This window comes from Kitasatospora sp. NPDC034533 (assembly GCF_055575155.1).
Genome location: NZ_JBVITE010000001.1, coordinates 1 through 17,656, shown reverse-complemented (window position 1 = coordinate 17,656; position 17,656 = coordinate 1). Strand labels below are relative to the sequence as shown.

At 73.0% G+C, this 17,656-nt stretch carries 16 protein-coding genes; 8 read left to right on the top strand and 8 right to left on the bottom strand.

The window, feature by feature from the left end; all coding sequences use genetic code 11:
- Positions 1–104 precede the first annotated feature (104 nt).
- A complete protein-coding gene (locus tag ACZ55U_RS00080; protein ID WP_465521241.1) occupies positions 105–1,274 on the top strand; it encodes a sensor histidine kinase in 1,170 nt (389 codons plus the stop codon).
- 145 nt (positions 1,275–1,419) lie between these two features.
- On the opposite strand, the gene ACZ55U_RS00075 is transcribed toward ACZ55U_RS00080, so the two are convergent.
- On the bottom strand, positions 1,420–2,529 hold the full coding sequence (locus tag ACZ55U_RS00075) for a S1C family serine protease (protein WP_465521239.1): 1,110 nt from the start codon (positions 2,527–2,529) through the stop codon (positions 1,420–1,422).
- 211 nt (positions 2,530–2,740) lie between these two features.
- Here ACZ55U_RS00075 and galE point away from each other — a divergent pair, with 211 nt between their 5' ends.
- Entirely contained in the window at positions 2,741–3,727 is a 987-nt protein-coding gene (galE, locus tag ACZ55U_RS00070; RefSeq protein ID WP_465520757.1) for a UDP-glucose 4-epimerase GalE, read from the top strand.
- A 64-nt stretch (positions 3,728–3,791) separates the two neighbouring features.
- Here galE and ACZ55U_RS00065 read toward each other — a convergent pair whose 3' ends face one another.
- Positions 3,792–6,158: an outer membrane protein assembly factor BamB family protein gene (locus ACZ55U_RS00065; RefSeq protein WP_465520755.1), complete on the bottom strand. Its 2,367-nt coding sequence runs from the start codon at positions 6,156–6,158 to the stop codon at positions 3,792–3,794.
- 361 nt (positions 6,159–6,519) lie between these two features.
- Between ACZ55U_RS00065 and ACZ55U_RS00060 the strand changes: the two genes are divergently transcribed.
- Positions 6,520–7,167 carry a TetR family transcriptional regulator gene (locus ACZ55U_RS00060; protein ID WP_224284690.1) on the top strand — a complete coding sequence of 216 codons (648 nt, stop codon included), beginning with the start codon at positions 6,520–6,522 and terminating at the stop codon, positions 7,165–7,167.
- A gap of 347 nt (positions 7,168–7,514) precedes the next feature.
- Here ACZ55U_RS00060 and ACZ55U_RS00055 read toward each other — a convergent pair whose 3' ends face one another.
- From ACZ55U_RS00055 to ACZ55U_RS00030, 6 genes are all read right to left on the bottom strand, one after another.
- Positions 7,515–8,462: a beta-ketoacyl-ACP synthase III gene (locus ACZ55U_RS00055; RefSeq protein WP_465520753.1), complete on the bottom strand. Its 948-nt coding sequence runs from the start codon at positions 8,460–8,462 to the stop codon at positions 7,515–7,517.
- Positions 8,463–8,584: 122 nt separating this feature from the next.
- Positions 8,585–9,805, bottom strand: coding sequence for a L,D-transpeptidase family protein (locus tag ACZ55U_RS00050; protein ID WP_465520751.1), 1,221 nt, complete (start codon positions 9,803–9,805; stop codon positions 8,585–8,587).
- A gap of 117 nt (positions 9,806–9,922) precedes the next feature.
- Positions 9,923–11,086 carry an aminofutalosine synthase MqnE gene (gene mqnE, locus ACZ55U_RS00045; RefSeq protein WP_465520749.1) on the bottom strand — a complete coding sequence of 388 codons (1,164 nt, stop codon included), beginning with the start codon at positions 11,084–11,086 and terminating at the stop codon, positions 9,923–9,925.
- 53 nt (positions 11,087–11,139) lie between these two features.
- On the bottom strand, positions 11,140–12,102 hold the full coding sequence (locus ACZ55U_RS00040) for a threonine ammonia-lyase (protein ID WP_465520747.1): 963 nt from the start codon (positions 12,100–12,102) through the stop codon (positions 11,140–11,142).
- Between the two features lie 3 nt (positions 12,103–12,105).
- A complete protein-coding gene (locus ACZ55U_RS00035) occupies positions 12,106–12,564 on the bottom strand; it encodes an Lrp/AsnC family transcriptional regulator (RefSeq protein WP_030055719.1) in 459 nt (152 codons plus the stop codon).
- 119 nt (positions 12,565–12,683) lie between these two features.
- On the bottom strand, positions 12,684–13,358 hold the full coding sequence (locus tag ACZ55U_RS00030; RefSeq protein ID WP_465520745.1) for a UbiX family flavin prenyltransferase: 675 nt from the start codon (positions 13,356–13,358) through the stop codon (positions 12,684–12,686).
- Between the two features lie 89 nt (positions 13,359–13,447).
- Here ACZ55U_RS00030 and ACZ55U_RS00025 point away from each other — a divergent pair, with 89 nt between their 5' ends.
- The 5 genes from ACZ55U_RS00025 (at position 13,448) to ACZ55U_RS00005 (ending at position 17,387) form a co-directional block, all read left to right on the top strand.
- On the top strand, positions 13,448–14,191 hold the full coding sequence (locus tag ACZ55U_RS00025) for a cyclase family protein (protein WP_465520743.1): 744 nt from the start codon (positions 13,448–13,450) through the stop codon (positions 14,189–14,191).
- Between the two features lie 67 nt (positions 14,192–14,258).
- Positions 14,259–14,975 carry an MOSC domain-containing protein gene (locus tag ACZ55U_RS00020; RefSeq protein ID WP_465520741.1) on the top strand — a complete coding sequence of 239 codons (717 nt, stop codon included), beginning with the start codon at positions 14,259–14,261 and terminating at the stop codon, positions 14,973–14,975.
- 125 nt (positions 14,976–15,100) lie between these two features.
- Entirely contained in the window at positions 15,101–15,493 is a 393-nt protein-coding gene (locus tag ACZ55U_RS00015) for a GntR family transcriptional regulator (protein WP_465520739.1), read from the top strand.
- Positions 15,490–16,398: an ABC transporter ATP-binding protein gene (locus ACZ55U_RS00010; protein WP_465520737.1), complete on the top strand. Its 909-nt coding sequence runs from the start codon at positions 15,490–15,492 to the stop codon at positions 16,396–16,398. The genes ACZ55U_RS00015 and ACZ55U_RS00010 overlap by 4 nt, the downstream gene beginning before the upstream one ends.
- The gene (locus ACZ55U_RS00005) at positions 16,395–17,387 is read left to right on the top strand and encodes an ABC transporter permease (protein WP_465520734.1); all 993 of its coding nucleotides are present in this window, start codon (positions 16,395–16,397) and stop codon (positions 17,385–17,387) included. The genes ACZ55U_RS00010 and ACZ55U_RS00005 overlap by 4 nt, the downstream gene beginning before the upstream one ends.
- Positions 17,388–17,656: the final 269 nt, after the last annotated feature.

Here is a 17,656-nt window from a genome sequence, read left to right as displayed (position 1 = left end):
GCCGTTCGGGAAGCTTGGTCCAGCCGCACGACGACGAGGGACGGTAGATCCGCATGAAGCCGCTGCACCAGGCCGTGGACGCCATCAAGGCGCAGGACGCCCGGATGGAACGTCCGCCCCTGTACGGCCGCCGGATGTGGCACCAGGCGGGTCGGCTGCTGCTCAACCTGCCGCTCGGCATCTTCGGCTTCGTGCTCGCCGTCACCACGCTCGCGGTCGGCCTGGGCCTGTCGATCACCGTGATCGGCCTGCCGCTGCTGGCCGGCGGGCTGGCCGTCTCGCGCTCCCTGGGCGCGCTGGGCCGGCGGCGGGCCCGGTCGGCCTACGGCTCCGGGATCGACGAGCCGGAGCCGGTGAAGCCCCGGCGCCCGGGGGTGGTCGGCTACACCATCGCCCAGCTCACCGACCTGCTGAACTGGCGCTCGGCGCTCTACAACGTGCTGATGCTGCCCTGGGGCGTGCTGAGCTTCGCGCTGACCCTGGTCTCGATGGTGGCGCTCTGGCCGGTGCTGCCCTGGGTGGTCCGCGGGCTGGCCGCGGTCGACCGCATCCTGATCGAGTCGCTGCTGTTCCCCGGCGCCCTGGCGGAGCGGGTGCGCGAGCTGGAGGACGACCGCGGCACCGTGGTCGACACCGCCGCCGCCGATCTGCGCCGGATCGAGCGCGACCTGCACGACGGCGCCCAGGCCCGGCTGGTCGCGCTGGCGATGGACCTCGGCATGGCCAAGGAGCGGCTGCGCGAGGTGGAGACCGAGGACGACATCGCCGTCGCCACGAAGATGGTCGACAACGCGCACGGCGAGGTGAAGCTGGCCCTCCAGGAGCTGCGCGACCTGGCCCGCGGCATCCACCCGGCGGTGCTCACCGACCGGGGCCTGGACGCCGCGCTGTCCTCGGTCGCCGCCCGCTGCACCGTCCCTGGCGGCGTCCGGGTGAACGTCGACCTGTCCGGCCCGGACGGACAGCCCGAGCGCCCGGACTCGGCGGTCGAGGGCATCGCGTACTTCACCGTCAGCGAGCTGCTGACCAACGTCTCCAAGCACGCCGGCGCCCGCTCCGCCTCGGTCGAGGTGTGGCGCTCGGACGCCCAGCTGATGTTGCTGGTCCAGGACGACGGCAAGGGCGGCGCGGCCCCCTACCCGGGCAGCGGGCTGGCCGGGCTGGCCGAGCGCATCCGCGCGGTGGACGGGGTCTTCCTGGTGGACAGCCCCGACGGCGGCCCGACGACCGTCACCGTCGAGCTGCCCTGGCGCACCCGCACCGCCCGCCGCTGAGCCGGCCCCCTGGGGGCGCCGGGCGTACGGCACGGCAAGGCGCCGGGCCCCGTCGGGGATGGACGGGGCCCGGCGCCGGTCCGGTGGGGCACCCGGCCCGCCGAACCCTTGCGCGGCGTGCGGCCCGGTGTGCCCGTACCGGGGCTCAGGGGGAGCTCTGGGCGCCCTGCAGCTCGCCCAGGGTGACGTCGGCGGTCTTGCCGGCGCCGTCCCGGGTGTAGCCGACGGTGACCTTGGCGCCCGGGGTGAGCGAGGCGAGCGCGGTGGTGAGCGCGTTCAGCGAGTCGACCGGGGTGTCGCCGATCCTGGTGATGACGTCGCCCGCCTGGAGGCCCGCCGAGGCCGCCGCCCCGCCCGGGGTGACCGCCACGATGACCGCGCCGGCCGGCTGGAACTGCTGGTTGAAGGCGGTCCGGGCGGTGATGCCGAGCGCGGCCCGGCCCGAGTTGGTGACCTTGCCCTGCTTGATCAGCTGGTCGGCGATGTTGGTGATGGTGGACGACGGGATGGCGAAGCCGATGCCGGGGGCGGAGGCGCCGTTGGACTGCGGCTCGGTCGCGGCGAGCGTGTTGATGCCGATCACCTTGCTGTCCAGGTTGACCAGCGCGCCGCCGCTGTTGCCCGGGTTGATCGCCGCCGAGGTCTGCACCATGTTGCCGATGGTGGCGCCCGGCGAGCCGGGGCCCTGGGGCTCGGAGACGGTCCGCCCGGTGGCCGAGACGATGCCCTGGGTGACGCTGCTGGAGAGCCCGAGCGGGCTGCCCATGGCCAGGGTGATCTGGCCGAGCTGGACCTTGCTCGAATCGGCGAAGCTGGCCGGCTTGAGGCCGCTCGGCGGGTTGCTCAGCCGGATCACCGCGAGGTCGGAGTCGGGGTAGCTGGCGACCAGGCCGGCGTCCAGCGCCGTGGTGCTGTTGGCGAGGGTCACGGTGAAGCTGGTCGCCGAGCCGATCACGTGGGCGTTGGTGACGATGTCGCCCTTGTCGTCGTAGACGATCCCGGAGCCGAGGCTGTTGCCGGTGGTGATCTGCACCACGGAGGGCAGCACGTTGGTGATCACCGTCTGGTAGGCGTCCTGGAGCTGGGTCGCACCGTTCGGCGAGTCGGGCGTCGAGGGGGCCTGCGCGGAGCCGGAGGCGGCGGGCGAGCCGGTGGTGACGGCCGAGGAGGAGGTGGGCGAGCCGCTGCTGCACCCGGCCAGCGCCAGCGCGGCCGCCAGCGCGACCGGGACCGCCGCCGGCAGCCGCCCGGCCACCGCCCTCGGTCCGGTCGGCCGCGGCCCGGTCGGCAGGGGGCGGGCTGGTTCCTTGTGACGGCTCACCTGGCTGCCTCCGATTCGTCACCACGCCTGGGGCGCGGGTGTGGGAGCACGGAAATCTTTGTCAGCTTTTCACCACTTTGTCCGAATTGCCTGTTCGACTCGCCCGAGGGGAAACGAGACAAATCCGAACGCCTAGGATCGGCACATGACTTGGTTGATCACCGGCGGTGCCGGATACATCGGCGGACACGTCGTCCGACAGCTGCTCGACGCCGGAGAGCGCGTCGCCGTCCTGGACGACCTCAGCACGGGCGACGCCTCCCGGCTGCCCGCCGGCGTGCCCCTGATCGAGGGCTCCACCCTGGACCGCGCCGCCCTGGACGCCGCGATCCGCGAGCACGGCGTCGAGGGCGTCCTGCACTTCGCCGCCAAGAAGCAGGTCGGCGAGTCGGTCGAGCAGCCGTTCCTGTACTACCGCGAGAACATGATCGGCCTCCAGACCGTCCTGGAGGCCGCCGCCGAGGGCGGGGTGAAGCGCTTCCTCTTCTCCTCCTCCGCCGCCGTCTACGGCATGCCGGACGTCGACCTGGTCACCGAGTCCACGCCCTGCGCCCCGATGAGCCCGTACGGCGAGACCAAGCTGGCCGGCGAGTGGCTGGTCGCCGCGGCCGGCAAGGCCCACGGCATGTCCACGGTGGCCCTGCGCTACTTCAACGTGGCCGGCGCCGCCTCCCCCGAGCTCTCCGACGCCGGGGTGTTCAACCTGATCCCGATGGTCTTCGAGCGGCTCACCGCCGGCCAGGCCCCGCGGATCTTCGGTGACGACTACCCGACCGCGGACGGCACCTGCGTGCGCGACTTCATCCACGTCTCCGACATCGCCTCGGCCCACGTGGCGGCCGCCAAGCGGATGGCCGCCGACCCCGTCGGCGCGACCTCCCTGGTGCTGAACATCGGCCGCGGCGAGGGCGTCAGCGTCAAGGAGATGCTGGAGGTGATCGGCAAGGTCACCGGCTACGACACCGCCGCCGAGGTGACCCCGCGCCGCCCCGGCGACCCGGCCCGGGTGGTGGCCTCCGCCGACCTGATCCACCGCGAGCTGGGCTGGACCGCCCGTCACGACGTGACGGAGATGGTCTCCTCCGCGTGGGAGGGCTGGTGCGGCCGCCACCCCGGGGCCCGCAAGGCCTGACCGACCACGGCCGGTAGGGCCCCGAGGCCCCGGCCGGCCGCCACGGCGGTGTCCGCCCCGCGGTTCAGCGGGCGGGCACCGCCGTTCCGTAGAAGGCGTCCAGCGCGTACACGCAGCGGTCCTTGGAGCCGACGAAGACCCGGCCGCCGACCGCCACCGGCGAGCCGGTGAGCTCGCCCTTGGTGCCGAGCTCCCAGCGCAGCTGACCGCTCGCCAGGTCGAGGGTGTGCAGCGAGTGGTCCCGGCTGCCCAGGTGCACCAGGCCGTCGGCCACCGCCGGGGAGCCGACGATCTCGCCGCGGGCGGTGTAGCGCCAGCGCTCCCGGCCGGTGGCCGCCTCGAAGGCGTACAGCACCTCGCCGTTGCCGACCAGCACCATGCCGTCCGAGACCACCACCGGGTCGGCGCCCTGGCGGCGGCCGGTGACCCCGCGCCAGCGGTCCAGGCCGGTGGCCGCGTCCAGCGCGTAGACCGTGCCCAGGTAGTCGGCCACGTAGACCGCGTCGGCGTCCAGGGCGGGCGGGGTGAACAGCACCACCGGGGCGTCGAAGCGCCAGCGCTCGGCCCCGCTGGCCGCGTCCAGCGCGTACACCCGGGTGCCGGCCGACACGTACAGCACGCCGCCGCGCTCGACCGGGTGCGAGGGCACGTCCTCGCCGACCGGGAAGGACCAGCGCAGGCCCGCGCCGCGCGGGTCGACGCAGCGCAGCCGTCCGGCGCCGTAGTAGTAGGCGGCGCCGCCCACCAGGACCGGGCCGGACTGGGGGTTCTCGTACTCCTGCTGGGCGTCGTCGGCGCGCCACAGCTCGGCGCCGTTGGCCGCCGAGCGGAGCTGGACGCCGCCGCCCCGGATCCCGCAGCAGAGCACCCCGTCGGCGGCGGAGAGCGAGTAGACCCAGCCGTCCAGCGAGGTGCGCCAGCGCTCGGTGCCGTCCGCGGCGTCCACGGTGTACAGGTGCGGGCCGTCCGCGGCGTGCGCCCGGCCGGCGTCCACCGCGAGCGCCCAGGCGACGTCCCGGGTCTTGTAGCGGCGCTCGCCGGAGGCGATGTCCAGCGCGTGCACCTCGAAGCTGGAGACGAAGAGCGTGCCGTCGGCGACGACCGGGGTGCCCCAGACGTCGTTGGACATCCGGAACCGCCAGGGGCGCCAGCGGGCCACCGGGGCGGGCGGCGGGGTGGGGGCCCGGCGGACCCAGTCGGTCGTGGCCGGGGCGGTGTCCGGGCCGGGCTGCTCGTACTCGGCCCGGGGCCCGGGGCCTATCCGCACCGAGGCTCCGGACAGCCGCACCTCGACGGCGCCGCCGGTCGGCGCCCGGTGCTTGTTCGGGGAGGCGATCTTCGCGGTCGGGATCTCGGCGTCCGAGGCCGCGCCCGAGCGCGGCAGGCTGTGCACCGGCCCGGCCGGCGGCTGCGCGTGCCGCCCCGGGTTGGTGCGCGGGTCGGCCGCGCCGAAGTGCTGCGAGGGGACGTGCGCGGGCGGCACCTGCGGCGGCACGGGCGGCTGCGGCGGCAGCGCCGGGCGGGACGGCGCCGCGACCGGCCGGCGGCCGCGCTTGCGCTCGATCAGCTCCAGCGCGTTGGCCGGCAGCCAGTCCCCGGCCTCGCCGGTGGCGTCGTCCCGGGAGAACAGGTGCGGGGCCAGCTCGGCCTGGATCTGCGCCGGGGTGGGCCGGTGCTCGGGCGCCTGCTGCATGCAGGCCCGGACCAGGTCCATCAGCTCGGGCGGCATGCCGGTCAGGTCCGGCTCCTCGCGCAGCAGCTGGAACACCGTCTCGACCGGGTTGGAGCCCCGGTAGGGCGGGTGCCCGGTGGCGCAGAAGACCATCAGCGAGCCGAGCGAGAAGACGTCACTGGCGCCGCGCACGTTGCGGCTGTCGCGGGCCTGCTCGGGGGACATGTACGCCGGGGTGCCGACCGCGACGTTGGTCATGGTGAGCCGGGTGCTCGACACGCCGGCCGCGATGCCGAAGTCGATCACCTTCGGGCCGTCCTCGACCACCAGGACGTTGGAGGGCTTCAGGTCCCGGTGGATCAGCCCGGCCGCGTGGATGGACTGGAGGGCCTCCGCGATGCCGGCGACCAGCCAGCGGGTGGCCTCCACCGGCAGCGGGCCGCAGTCCTCGACCAGGTCCTCCAGCGAGGGGGCCGGGATGTAGGCGGTGGCCAGCCAGGGCACCCGGGCGTCGGCGTCCGCGTCCACCACGGCCGCCGTGTAGAAGCCGCCGACCGTCTTGGCGGCCGCGATCTCCCGGGCGAAGCGGACCCGGAACAGCTCGTCCTCGGCCAGCTCACCCCGCACGGTCTTGATGGCCACCCGCCGACCCGCCGCGGACCGCGCCAGGTAGACCAGCCCCATCCCGCCCGCGCCGAGCCGCCCCAGCACCTCGAAGGGCCCGATCCGCCTCGGATCGTGCGCCGTCAGCTGGTCCACTCCGCTGCCACCTCCCCGTTGTCCGCACCCGCCGCGTGGTGCCGGACCCGATTCTCCAATGCAGTCCCGCGCATATCCAACCTCCCCCGGGCGACCGGAGCCGCCGTCCGGGCCGGGACGACGGCTGGTTCCGGACGGCTCCGCCCCCTCCACCCTCCGTCACGCTGCGTTACCCGACCACCCCTCAGCGGACTCGCCGTCACGCTGTGAGATCAAAGGCATACGGGGGGGCTACAAGATGGGCATCGAAGCCCGGTGAATATCCGTCCGAAGTGGTTCGCGGCGCTAAACCAGCCCCCCGTGCGGAGTAATAGTCGCATCACCGAATCGCGCCAAGATCGTGCCACGGTAAGCTGACGGCATGACAGGACAAGTTCGCACCGTCGACGGTCGCGTCGCCGGGCGACGCGGACAGGAGACGCGGCAGAAGCTGCTCGATTGCCTCCGCGAGATGCTCAGCACGTCGCCCTATCGGGACGTCAAGGTCATCGACGTCGCCCGTATGGCGGGTACCTCCCCCGCGACCTTCTACCAGTACTTCCCGGATGTCGAGGGCGCCGTCCTCGAAATCGCCGAGGAAATGGCCAAGGACGCCGACCAGCTCAAAGAGCTGGTGGCCGGAAAGTCCTGGGCAGGGAAGTCCGGACCGACCACTTCGGAAGAACTGGTCGACGGATTCCTCGCCTTCTGGCGCAAGAACGACGCCATTCTCCGAGTGGTCACGCTCGGTGCCGCCGAAGGGGACAAGCGGTTCTTCAAGATCCGCATGACGGTCCTCAACGCGGTGGCCAAGCCGCTCGCCGAGGCCGTCAAGGAACTCCAGGCGAAGGGTCAGGCCGACAAGTCGCTCGACCCGAACGCCGTGGCCGGGGCCCTGGTCTCGCTGCTGGCATCGGCGGCCGAGCACCAGAAGGCCTTCACCTCCTGGGGCGTCAAGGTCAAGGACCTCAAGCCCAACCTCGCTCCCCTGGTGTACCTGGGTGTCACCGGCAAGAAGGCGCCCAAGTAGGACCGTCCTCCGACCCACCATCCGCTCCGCGCGCGGCCCCGGCCTCCTGTCCGGGGAACGACGGACGGCGGCCGTGTCCTCGGGGGAGGTCCGCCGACGTGCCGTACGCGCGCCCGACATGCCGGTGGGCGGGCCCCCTCGCGGGGTGCCCGCCCACCGGCATGTCCGGTCTCCCGGGCCCGTCGCGCACCCGGGCCCGGGTCGGTCTTCGCTCAGTCGGTCAGCCGATCAGTCGGCTGGTCAGTCGGTCTTCGGTCAGCCGGTCAGTCAGTCAGTCGGCCGGTCGGTCAGCCGGTCAGCCGGTCAGTCAGTCAGTCGGCCGGTCGGTCGGTCAGCCGGTCAGCCGGTCAGGGGCAGCGCACGACCTGCCCGGCGTAGGCCAGGCCGCCGCCGAAGCCGAAGAGCAGCACCGGGTCGCCGGGCGAGAGCTCGCCGCGCTCGACCAGCTTGGAGAAGGCCAGCGGGATCGAGGCGGCCGAGGTGTTGCCGGAGTCGACGACGTCCCGGGCGACCACCGCGTCCTCGGCGAGGCCCAGCTTGCCGGCGATCGCGTCGATGATCCGCAGGTTGGCCTGGTGGGGCACGAAGCCCCTCAGCTCGGCCGGGTCGATCCCGGCCCGCTCGCAGGCCTGCCGGGCCAGCGGGGCGAGCTGGGTGGTGGCCCAGCGGAAGACGGACTGGCCCTGCTGGCTGATCACCGGGTCCCAGCCGGTGATCACCACGGCGTCGCCCCGCTCGGGCTCGGAGCCCCAGACCACCGGGCCGATGCCGGGCTCCGCGCCGTCCTCCTGGGCCTCGACCAGCGCGGCGCCCGCGCCGTCGGCGAAGATCACGCAGGTGGAGCGGTCGGTCCAGTCGAGCGTGTCGGACATCCGCTCGGCGCCGATCACCAGCGCGCGGCGGGCCGAGCCGGCCCGGATCGCGTGGTCGGCGGTGGCCAGGGCGTAGGAGAAGCCGGAGCAGACCGTGTTGACGTCGTACGCGGCGGGCGAGCGCACGCCGAGCCGGGCGGCCACCGCGGCGGCGGTGTTGGGGCTGCGCTCGATCGCGGTGCAGGTGGCGACCACGACGAGGTCGATCTCCGCCGCCGTCCGGCCGCCGTTGGCGAGCGCCTTCTGCGCCGCCTCGGTGGCCATGTCGACCAGGCTCTCGCCCTCGGCGATGTGCCGGGTGCGGATGCCCACGCGGGTGCGGATCCACTCGTCGTCGGTGTCGACGAGTGCCGCCAGGTCGTCGTTGCTGAGGACCTTGGGGGGCTGGTAGTGGCCGAGTGCCACAATGCGCGAACCGCTCATGCTGCCATGGAACCGCGTTACCGGCGGGTCGGCTGGGTACGACCGGTGACAGGATCCGCCCCCGCGATCTGTAGGGGATCGACAAGGGGCGTTGCGGCGTCTGGGCCCCGCTCCGGCCGAGGTCAGGCGGCCAGTGTCGGCGCGTCGCCCATCACGATGACCGGGTGGGCGGCCGGGTCCAGGGTGCGGATCAGCTGGGCCATCTTGTCCTCGGGGATCGACACGCAGCCGTGGGTCGGGCCGTCGTGGTCCACGTGGAGCCAGATGCCGCCGCCCTTCTTGGAGCCCATCGGGCGGCGCGGGTCGAGCGGGGAGTTGCCGGCGACGCGGTTGTAGTTGATCGCGACCACGTAGTCGAAGGAGCCGGCCAGCTGGTCGCCGAAGAAGCCCGTGCCGGAGACCACGAAGCTCGGGTCCTTGTCGTACGGGAGCTTGCTGCCCGGGTCCGCCAGGCGCCCGCCCGCGTCGGTGAGGCTGAAGACGCCGATCGGGCTGCGCAGGTCGCCCTCGTTGTGGTCGGTGGTCCAGCCGTTCTTGCCGTTGTGGCCCTGCCAGGTCTCGCCGGCCAGCCAGCGGCCCTCGGGGGTGCGGGTCCAGAGGGTGACGGTGTTCTTGTCGGTGTTCTTGTCCTGGCCGGAGGCGACCACGACCTGGGTGGTCTCGGCGGGGATCTTCGCGGTGAAGGCCGCGCCGAGGCCGGGTATCGCGGCGACCGAGCCGTCCTGGCGGGCCTGGCCGCGGGCGGCGGCCGGGGCCGCGGACTGCCGGTCGGAGGCGGCCTGGGCGGCGGCGGGGTTCGGGCCGGGCTGGTCGGGCTTGCTGACGCCCTCCGGGCCGGGCCCGTCGGCGGCGGCGATGCCGGGCTTGGCGTCGTCCTGGCCGACGGCGTACCACCCGGCGGTGGCGGCGACCAGCAGGGCGGTGCCCGCCATCATCGCCTTGCCGTGACGTTTCTGCTTGGCCTTGCGCCTCCGGCCCCGGGCGGCCGACCGGCCACCCTCCACCGGGGCGGCGGCGAGCACCACGGGCTCGGGCGCCGTCAGGGCCGGCTCGGGCGCGTACGCGGGTTCGGCGGCGTAGACCGACTCGGCCTCGTAGCCGGGTGCGTCCTGGTACCGGAGGGGTTCCGGCTCGGGCCGGTACGGCGGGACCGGCTGGTCGTACGTCTCGGAGTACCCGTCAGGGGCCTGCCGGTACGGCTGGTAATCGCCGTAGTGGTAGCCCTGCTGGACCTGCTGCTGGTAGAGCGGGGAGCTCTCGTACTGCTGCGGTGGCATCAGGTCCCCCGGCTCCTGCATCGGCTGGTGCGACGGGTACGCGGTGGCACGATCAGAACCGGACATGCCTTCGATCCTGCCAAACGCCGTACCCGTTGGTAAACCCGCCCCCCGTGCGGAGGCCGTGAAGACAACCGCCGCCCGGGCCGGAGAGCGGCCCGGGCGGCGGGGACGTCAGGCGGGTCAGAGGCGCATGGCCTGCGGCGACTCACGGCGCGTCAGGTCCGGCCCGTCGTACTCGCGGATGATCTCGTAGCGGGTGTTGCGCTCCACCGGGCGGAAGCCGGCGTCCCGGATCAGGCCGAGCAGGTCGTCGCGGCCGAGCTTGTTCGGGGTGCCGAAGTTGTCCGCGTCGTGGGTGATCTTGTACTCGACCACCGAGCCGTCCATGTCGTCCGCACCGTGGCTGAGCGCCAGCTGGGCGGTGGTGACGCCGTGCATCACCCAGAAGACCTTGACGTGCGGGACGTTGTCGAAGAGCAGCCGGGAGACGGCGAAGGTCTTCAGCGCCTCGGCGCCGGTGGCCATCTCGGTGCGGGCCATCAGCTTGTTGCGCACGACGCCGTCCTTGGAGTCGTGGAAGTCGTGCTGGTAGCGCAGCGGGATGAAGACCTGGAAGCCGCCGGTCTCGTCCTGGAGCTCCCGCAGCCGCAGCACGTGGTCCACCCGGTGGCGGGGCTCCTCGATGTGGCCGTACAGCATGGTGGCCGGCGTCTTGAGGCCCTTGCTGTGCGCGAGGCGGTGGATCCGCGACCAGTCCTCCCAGTGGGTGTCGTGGTCGACGATGTGCTGGCGGACCTCCCAGTCGAAGATCTCCGCGCCGCCGCCGGTCAGCGACTCCAGGCCGGCGTCGATCAGCTCGTCCATGATCTCGTCGGCGGACAGGCCGCTGATCTTCTCGAACCAGTGGATCTCGGTGGCGGTGAAGGCCTTCAGCGAGACGTTCGGCAGGGCCGCCTTCAGCTCCCGCAGCGAGCGCGGGTAGTAGCGCCACGGCAGGGTCGGGTGCAGGCCGTTCACGATGTGCAGCTCGGTGAGGGACTCGACCTCCATCGCCTTGGCGAGGCGGACGGCCTCCTCGATGCGCATCGTGTACGCGTCCTTCTCGCCTGGCTTGCGCTGGAACGAGCAGTACGCGCAGGACGCGTTGCACACGTTGGTCATGTTGAGGTGGCGGTTGACGTTGAAGTGGACGACGTCGCCGTTCTTCTGCGTCCGCACGTGGTGGGCCAGCCCGCCCAGCCAGGCCAGGTCGTCGCTCTCGTAGAGCGCGATCCCGTCCTCGCGGGTCAGCCGCTCACCCGCGTAGACCTTCGCCTCCAGCTCGCGCTTGAGCCCTGCGTCCATGCGGTGCCCCGCCTCCTCCGACATTCGATTCGTTGCCGGAGACGAGGTTACGCCTATGCCGAGAGCAGCTCGGCGAGTAGTGCCGGGTCGATGTTCCCGCCGCTGACCACGGCCGCCACCGTCTGGCCCCCGGTCTCGGCGGCGCGGTGGAAGTAGGCGGCCGGGGCGACCGCCCCGGAGGGCTCGGCGACCAGTCGGCCCCGGCGGGCCAGCACGGCCACCGTCTCGCGGATCTCGTCCTCGGTGACGGTGACGATGTCGTCGACGTAGGCGGTGACGTGCTCGAACGGCAGCACGCCCAGGGAGGGGGTGCGCAGCCCGTCCGCGATGGTCCGGTAGGTGTCGGCGACCGGCCACTCGACCCGGCGGCCCGCCCGCAGGCTGGCCCGGGCGTCGGCGGCCAGCTCGGGCTCCACGCCGACCACCCGGATGCCCGGGCGGGTGAGCTTGAGCGCGGCCGCCGTGCCGCCGATCAGTCCGCCGCCGCTGACCGGCACCAGGACGGTGTCCAGCTCGGCCGGGGCGTCCTCGGCGATCTCCAGGCCGACCGTGCCCTGGCCCGCGATGATGAACGGGTCGTCGTACGGCGGCACCCAGACGTAGCCGTGCTTCTCGGCCAGCTCCCCGGGCAGGGTGTCCCGCTCCTGCGGCGGGACCAGGACCACCTCGGCGCCGAACGAGCGAGTGGCGTCCACCTTCACCGCGGGCGAGGTGTCCGGCATCACGATCACGGCCTTGACGCCCAGCGTCCGGGCCGCGTACGCGACCGCCTGCGCGTGGTTGCCGCTGGACTGGGCGACCACGCCGCGGGCCCGCTCGTCCTCGGTGAGCGCGGCGAGCCGGTTGTAGGCGCCGCGGGTCTTGAAGGCCCCGGTCGGCTGGAGGTTCTCGGGCTTCAGCCACAGCCGCCGCTCGCCCTCGGCCGCCCAGGGGGCGGGGACCAGCGGGGTGCGCACGGCGACCCCCGCGATCCGCTGCCGCGCGGCGCGCAGTTCCTCCAGACCGACCAGTGCCATGCGTCACTCTCCTACAGGAGGGAGTTCACTCACCCGGTTCTCCCACTTCGTGGAGAGTACGACGGTGGTGCGGGTCCTGGCCACGCCCTTCGTGCCCGAGATCCGCTTGACCACCGACTCCAGGCCGGCCACGTCGGCCACCCGGACCTTGAGCATGTAGGAGTCGTCGCCGGCGATGAACCAGCAGTCCTCGACCTCGTTGAGGTCCTTCAGGCGGAACGCCACGTCCTCGTGGTCGGCGGCGTCGGTGAGCTGAAGGCCGATCAGGGCCGTGACGCCGAAGCCCAGCGAGGCCGGGTTGACCGTCGCCCGGTAGCCGGTGATGACCCCGGCCTGCTCCAGGCGGTTGATCCGGTCGGTGACGCTCGGGCCGGAGAGCCCGACCAGCCGGCCCAACTCGGCGTAGGACGCGCGGCCGTTTTCCCGGAGCGCCTGGATGAGCTGTCTGTCCACCGTGTCCATATACCGTCCGCGTCCTTCCGAAGCTCACCAGACCCACAGATCATTATCCGGATTCAAAGGCGCCGTGCGCCGACCGACCCGGATATCGCAGAGAAGATACTCTCCCGCCCTCGGTCTCCTTACTCCCCCTCAGGCCGAGCGCCGTCGCCTTCGGCCGTCTTGCGGGCGGCCGCTCCCAACTCCCCTTCCCAGCGCAGGTACAGGGAATGCGGCACGCCGACGGCGTCCAGCACCCGTCCTGCCACGAAATCCACCAGCTCGCGGACGGTGGAGCCGCCGGCGTAGAAGCCGGGGGACGCGGGCAGCACGACCGCCCCCTGTGCGTCGAGCTCCACCAAGTGCTTCAACGTCACCCCGTTGAGTGGTGTCTCGCGGACGCAGACGACGAGCGGGCGGCGCTCCTTGAGGGTGACGCTGGCGACCCTCTGCAGCAGGTCCTTGCTGAGGCCCAGCGCGATCCCGGCCACCGCGCCGGTGGTCGCGGGCACCACGAGCATGCCCTTGGCGGGGTAGGACCCGCTGGACGGGCCGGCCGCGAAGTCCCCGGCGGGCCAGTAGCGGACGTCGTCGAGGCTCTGGTCCGTCCCCAGCCAGGCGGCGAGGTCGGTGGTCCAGTGGGCGTCCCGGAAGGAGATGCCGGTCTCGTCCAGGATGGTCAGCCGGGCGGCGCGGCTGACGATCAGGTCCACCGCTTCGCCGGCCGCCAGCAAGGCGCGGATCACCGAGGCCGCGTACGGCGTCCCCGACGCTCCCGAGACCCCGACCACCCACGGCTGACGCTTCGCAGTTCCCATGGGTCAATTCTGTCCCGGCTCCATCCGCGCGTTCGGCCCGGGCGGACCGGGAGGGTCCGGAACCCACCGGCCCCTGGGAGGATGGGGCCATGCCAGCGACCCTCGTCGACCTCACCCATCAGGTGACCACCGCGATGCCGGTCTACCCCGGCGATCCGGCCGTCCTGCTGGAGCCCGCGCTCACCACGGCCACCGCCGGGGTGAACGTGCTGGCCCTGCACCTCGGCTCGCAGTCCGGGACGCACGTGGACGCCCCGTACCACGTGGACGTCACCTGGCCGACCCTGGACGGGCTGCCGCTGGAGCGGTTCACCGGCCCGGCCGTGGTCGCCGACCTGCGCGGGCTGGAGCCCCGGGCGGCCGTGACCCCCGAGCTGCTGGCGCCGGCGCTGGAGCGGGCCGCCGAGGGCACCGTCCTGCTGCTGGCCACCGGCTGGGCCCGGCACTGGGGCACCGACACCTACCTCGCCCACCCCAGCCTGACCCCGGCCGCCGCCGAGGCGATCGTCGCCGCCGGGGTGCGGACGGTCGGGGTGGACGCGCTCAGCGTCGATCCGACCCCCGACCCGGGCCCGGGCGACCCGGCGGTGGCCGCCCTGCTCGCCGACCTCACCGACGAGCACGACCAGGCCACCGCCGACGAACCCTCGCTCGCCGCCCACCGGGTGCTGCTGGGGGCGCCCGGCGGCGGGGTGATCGCCGAGAACCTGACCGACCTGCGGCCGCTGCTGGCGGCCCAGGAGGCGGGTCTGCCGGTCGAGGTCTCGCTGTTCCCGCTGCGGCTGGTCGCGGCGGACGGCGCGCCCGTGCGGGCGGTGGCCCGGCTCGGCTGAACCCACGAGTAACCTCTTCACACTTGGTCTAGACCATCCCCCGTCAACGCCAGTACGCTTTCCGGCCATGGCTGAGATCATCGGAGTGATCGAGCGGATCTGGCGCTACCCCGTGAAATCCACCGGGGGCGAGCGGCTCGACTCCGTCGACGTGGATGAGCGCGGCCTGGCCGGAGACCGTCTCTACGCCGTCCGCGACGCGGCCGGGAAGCTCGGCTCGGGCAAGACCACCCGCCGCTTCCGCCGGATGGACGGCCTGCTCCGCCTCTCCTCCCGGCTCGGCCGCCGGATCGACGGGCCCGAACTGTTCGACCCGCTCGGCCGCCCGGTCGAGCGGCCCAACGCGTTCCTGCGCGCCTACCTCCAGCTCGACGACGTCGAGCTGGCCCGCGAGGACGCCGTCTCGCACTTCGACCAGCTGCCGGTCAGCGTGCTCAGCACCGCCACCCTGGAGTGGGTCGGCGAGGCCGTGCCCTTCGTCGCGGTCGACGAGCGCCGGTTCCGCCCCAACATCCTCCTGCGCACCCCGCCCGGCACCCCGCCGTTCATCGAGGACGCCTGGCTGGGCCGCCAGGCCCGGGGCGAGGCCCCGGACAGCGCCCGGCTCTCCTTCGTCACCTCCAGCGAACGCTGCTCGATGACCGGCGCCGCGCAGCCCGGCCTGCCGCACGCGCCCGAGATCCTCAAGGCCGTCGTGCACGCCCACGACGGCCGGCTCGACGCCCTCGCCGAGGTCGCCACCCCGGGCCGCCTGCGGGTCGGCGACCGGCTGACACTGGCCTGACCACACCGGCGGGACCGGCCGCCCCTCCGTGCACCTCCGATCCGTCGCCAACAACTGTTCCCGGTTGACGACTTGACCTCTGCACGCCCATCCTGTCTTACTGTCATAAGACAGGAGAACAAGTAGTGATCGAGTTCGTGCTCGACGGCCGCTCCCGGGTTGCCACCTACATGCAGCTCGTGCTCCAGGTGAAGCAGGCCCTGCGGGTCGGCCTGGCCCGGCCCGGCGACCAGCTGCCGAAGGTCCGCGAGGTGGCACGCGCCCTGGCGATCAACCCCAACACCGTCCTCAAGGCCTACCGGGAACTGGAGTTGGAGGGGCTCGCCGAGGGGCGGCCCGGCGTCGGGACCTTCCTGGTCGGCACGCTGGCCGGCCCCTCGCTGGCCAACCAGGCCGAGCTGCGCGCGGACCTGGTGGTCTGGCTGCGCAAGGCCGAGGCCGCCGGGCTCGCCCACGAGGACATCGCCGCACTGATCGACACCACGGTGCGGGCCACACTCCATGGGGGGAAAACATGACAGAAGTCGCCCTGGAACCACGGGAGACAGTCGCGCTGGAGGCGCGCGGGCTGGGCAAGCGCTACGGCAGGTCCTGGGCGCTGGAGGGCTGCTCGCTCCGGCTCCCGGCCGGGCGGATCGCCGCGCTGGTCGGCCCGAACGGGGCGGGCAAGTCCACCCTGCTGCACCTGGCCGTCGGCCTGCTGGAGCCGGACGCCGGCGAGGTCCGGGTGTTCGGGCACGACCCCCGGCAGGGCGTCGAGGCACTGGCCGGGATCGGTTTCGTCGCCCAGGACACCCCGCTCTACCCGGACTTCACCGGCGAAGAGCTGATCACCATGGGCGGCAAGCTCAACCGCCGCTGGGAGGCCGCCGTCGCCCGCGACCGGCTGGCCCGCCTGGACATCCCGCTCGACAAGCCGGTCGGCCGGATGTCCGGCGGCCAACGCGCCCAGGTGGCGCTGGCGTTGGCGCTCGCCAAACAGCCCAGGCTGTTACTGCTGGACGAACCGGTGGCCGCGCTCGATCCCCTCGCCCGGCACACCTTCATGCAGGAGCTGATGGGCGCCGTCGCCGAGACCGGCACCACCGTGCTGCTCTCCTCGCACCTGATCGCCGACCTGGAACGGGTCTGCGACCACCTGGTGGTGCTGGACACGGCACGGGTCCAACTGACCGGCGCGGTGGACGACTTGCTGGCCGAGCACCGCACCCTGGTCGGCCCCCGGGTGGGCGGCGGCCCGATCCCCGGTGTGGCCTCGGTCGTCCAGGCCAGCCACACCGAGCGCCAGTCCACCCTGCTGGTGCGCACCGACGGCCCGGTGGACGAGGACGCCTGGACCGTCCTCCCGGTCACCCTGGAGAAGGTCGTCCTCGCCTACCTGGGCGCGGGCGGCACCCGGCCCACCGCGGAGGTGGCGGCATGACCTGGCTCATCTGGCGCCAGCACCGCAAGCAGCTCCTCTGGGCGCTCGTCACGCTGGCCGCACTGGCCGCGGTGATGCTGCCCACCGGCCTCTCGATGCGCGGCACCTTCCACGACCTCGGCCTCGCCGACTGCCTCGGCAAGCTCGGCCACGCGACCCTGGCGCCGGACGGCGGAGGCTGCGAACGGCTCACCCGGCGCTTCGACAACAAGTACGGGGGACTGCTCTACGCCGCCGTCCTGTTCCTGCTGCTGCCGGTGCTGGCCGGGCTGTTCTTCGGCGCCCCGCTGGTCGCCCGCGAGGTGGAGAACGGCACCCACCGGCTGGTGTGGACCCAGGGGATCAGCCGCCGACACTGGGTGCTCACCAAGTTCGGCCTGGTGGGCGGCACTTCGGTGCTGCTGGCGGTGGTCTACGCGCTCGGCGTGGCCTGGTGGCTCCAACCGCTGACCGCCGCCGGGCCCGGGCGGTTCGGCTACCTCCTCTTCGACGTCCAGGGCTTCGCGCCGGTCGCGTACGCGCTGTTCGCGGTGGCGCTCGGCGTGTACGCGGGAACGGTGAGCCGCAAGGTGCTGCCCGCGATGGGGATCTCGCTGGCCGCGTTCGCCGCGGCACGTGCCCTGGTCGAGACCCTGGTGCGGCCGAGCCTCCTGCCGGCGAAGACGGTGGCGTACGCGGCGGACAGCGGACTGCTCCCCAACCGGCAGTCCGGCGACTGGGTGTTCAGCCAGATCGTGCGCAACGGCGCCGGGGAGACCGTGCTGAGCGACGGCATCGTCGGCTGCCCGCCGCCCACCGATCCGCGCGCCGCCGACTGCGCCCGGAGCATGGCCGAGCACGGCATGGGCGCCGGGCCGTACACCAACGTGATGGAGTACCAGCCCTCGGACCGGTTCTGGACCTTCCAGGCGATCGAGTCGGGGATCTTCCTCGCCCTGACGGCGCTGCTGGTGCTCCTCGCGGTGCGACGGATCCGGCGGATCTCCTGAGCCTGGTACGGGCCCCGGTCGCGGGCCGGGCGGGCGGTCGAGCACGGCCGGGGCCACCTTCCGGGCGCGGCGCCCGATCTTCACTCGATCGAGTGCACTTCGCGGCGGGGCGCCGGGGGCTGCGGCAGGCTTCGGAGCTTGACTGACCCATCGTCAGTATCCAGCGACCGCAAGGAGAATCTCAATGATCGTGTCAAGCCGTCTGCGTGACCGGCGGGGCGGAGGTGAAGAGCCTCTTGTCACGCAGCATCGCCCACAGCACGTCGACC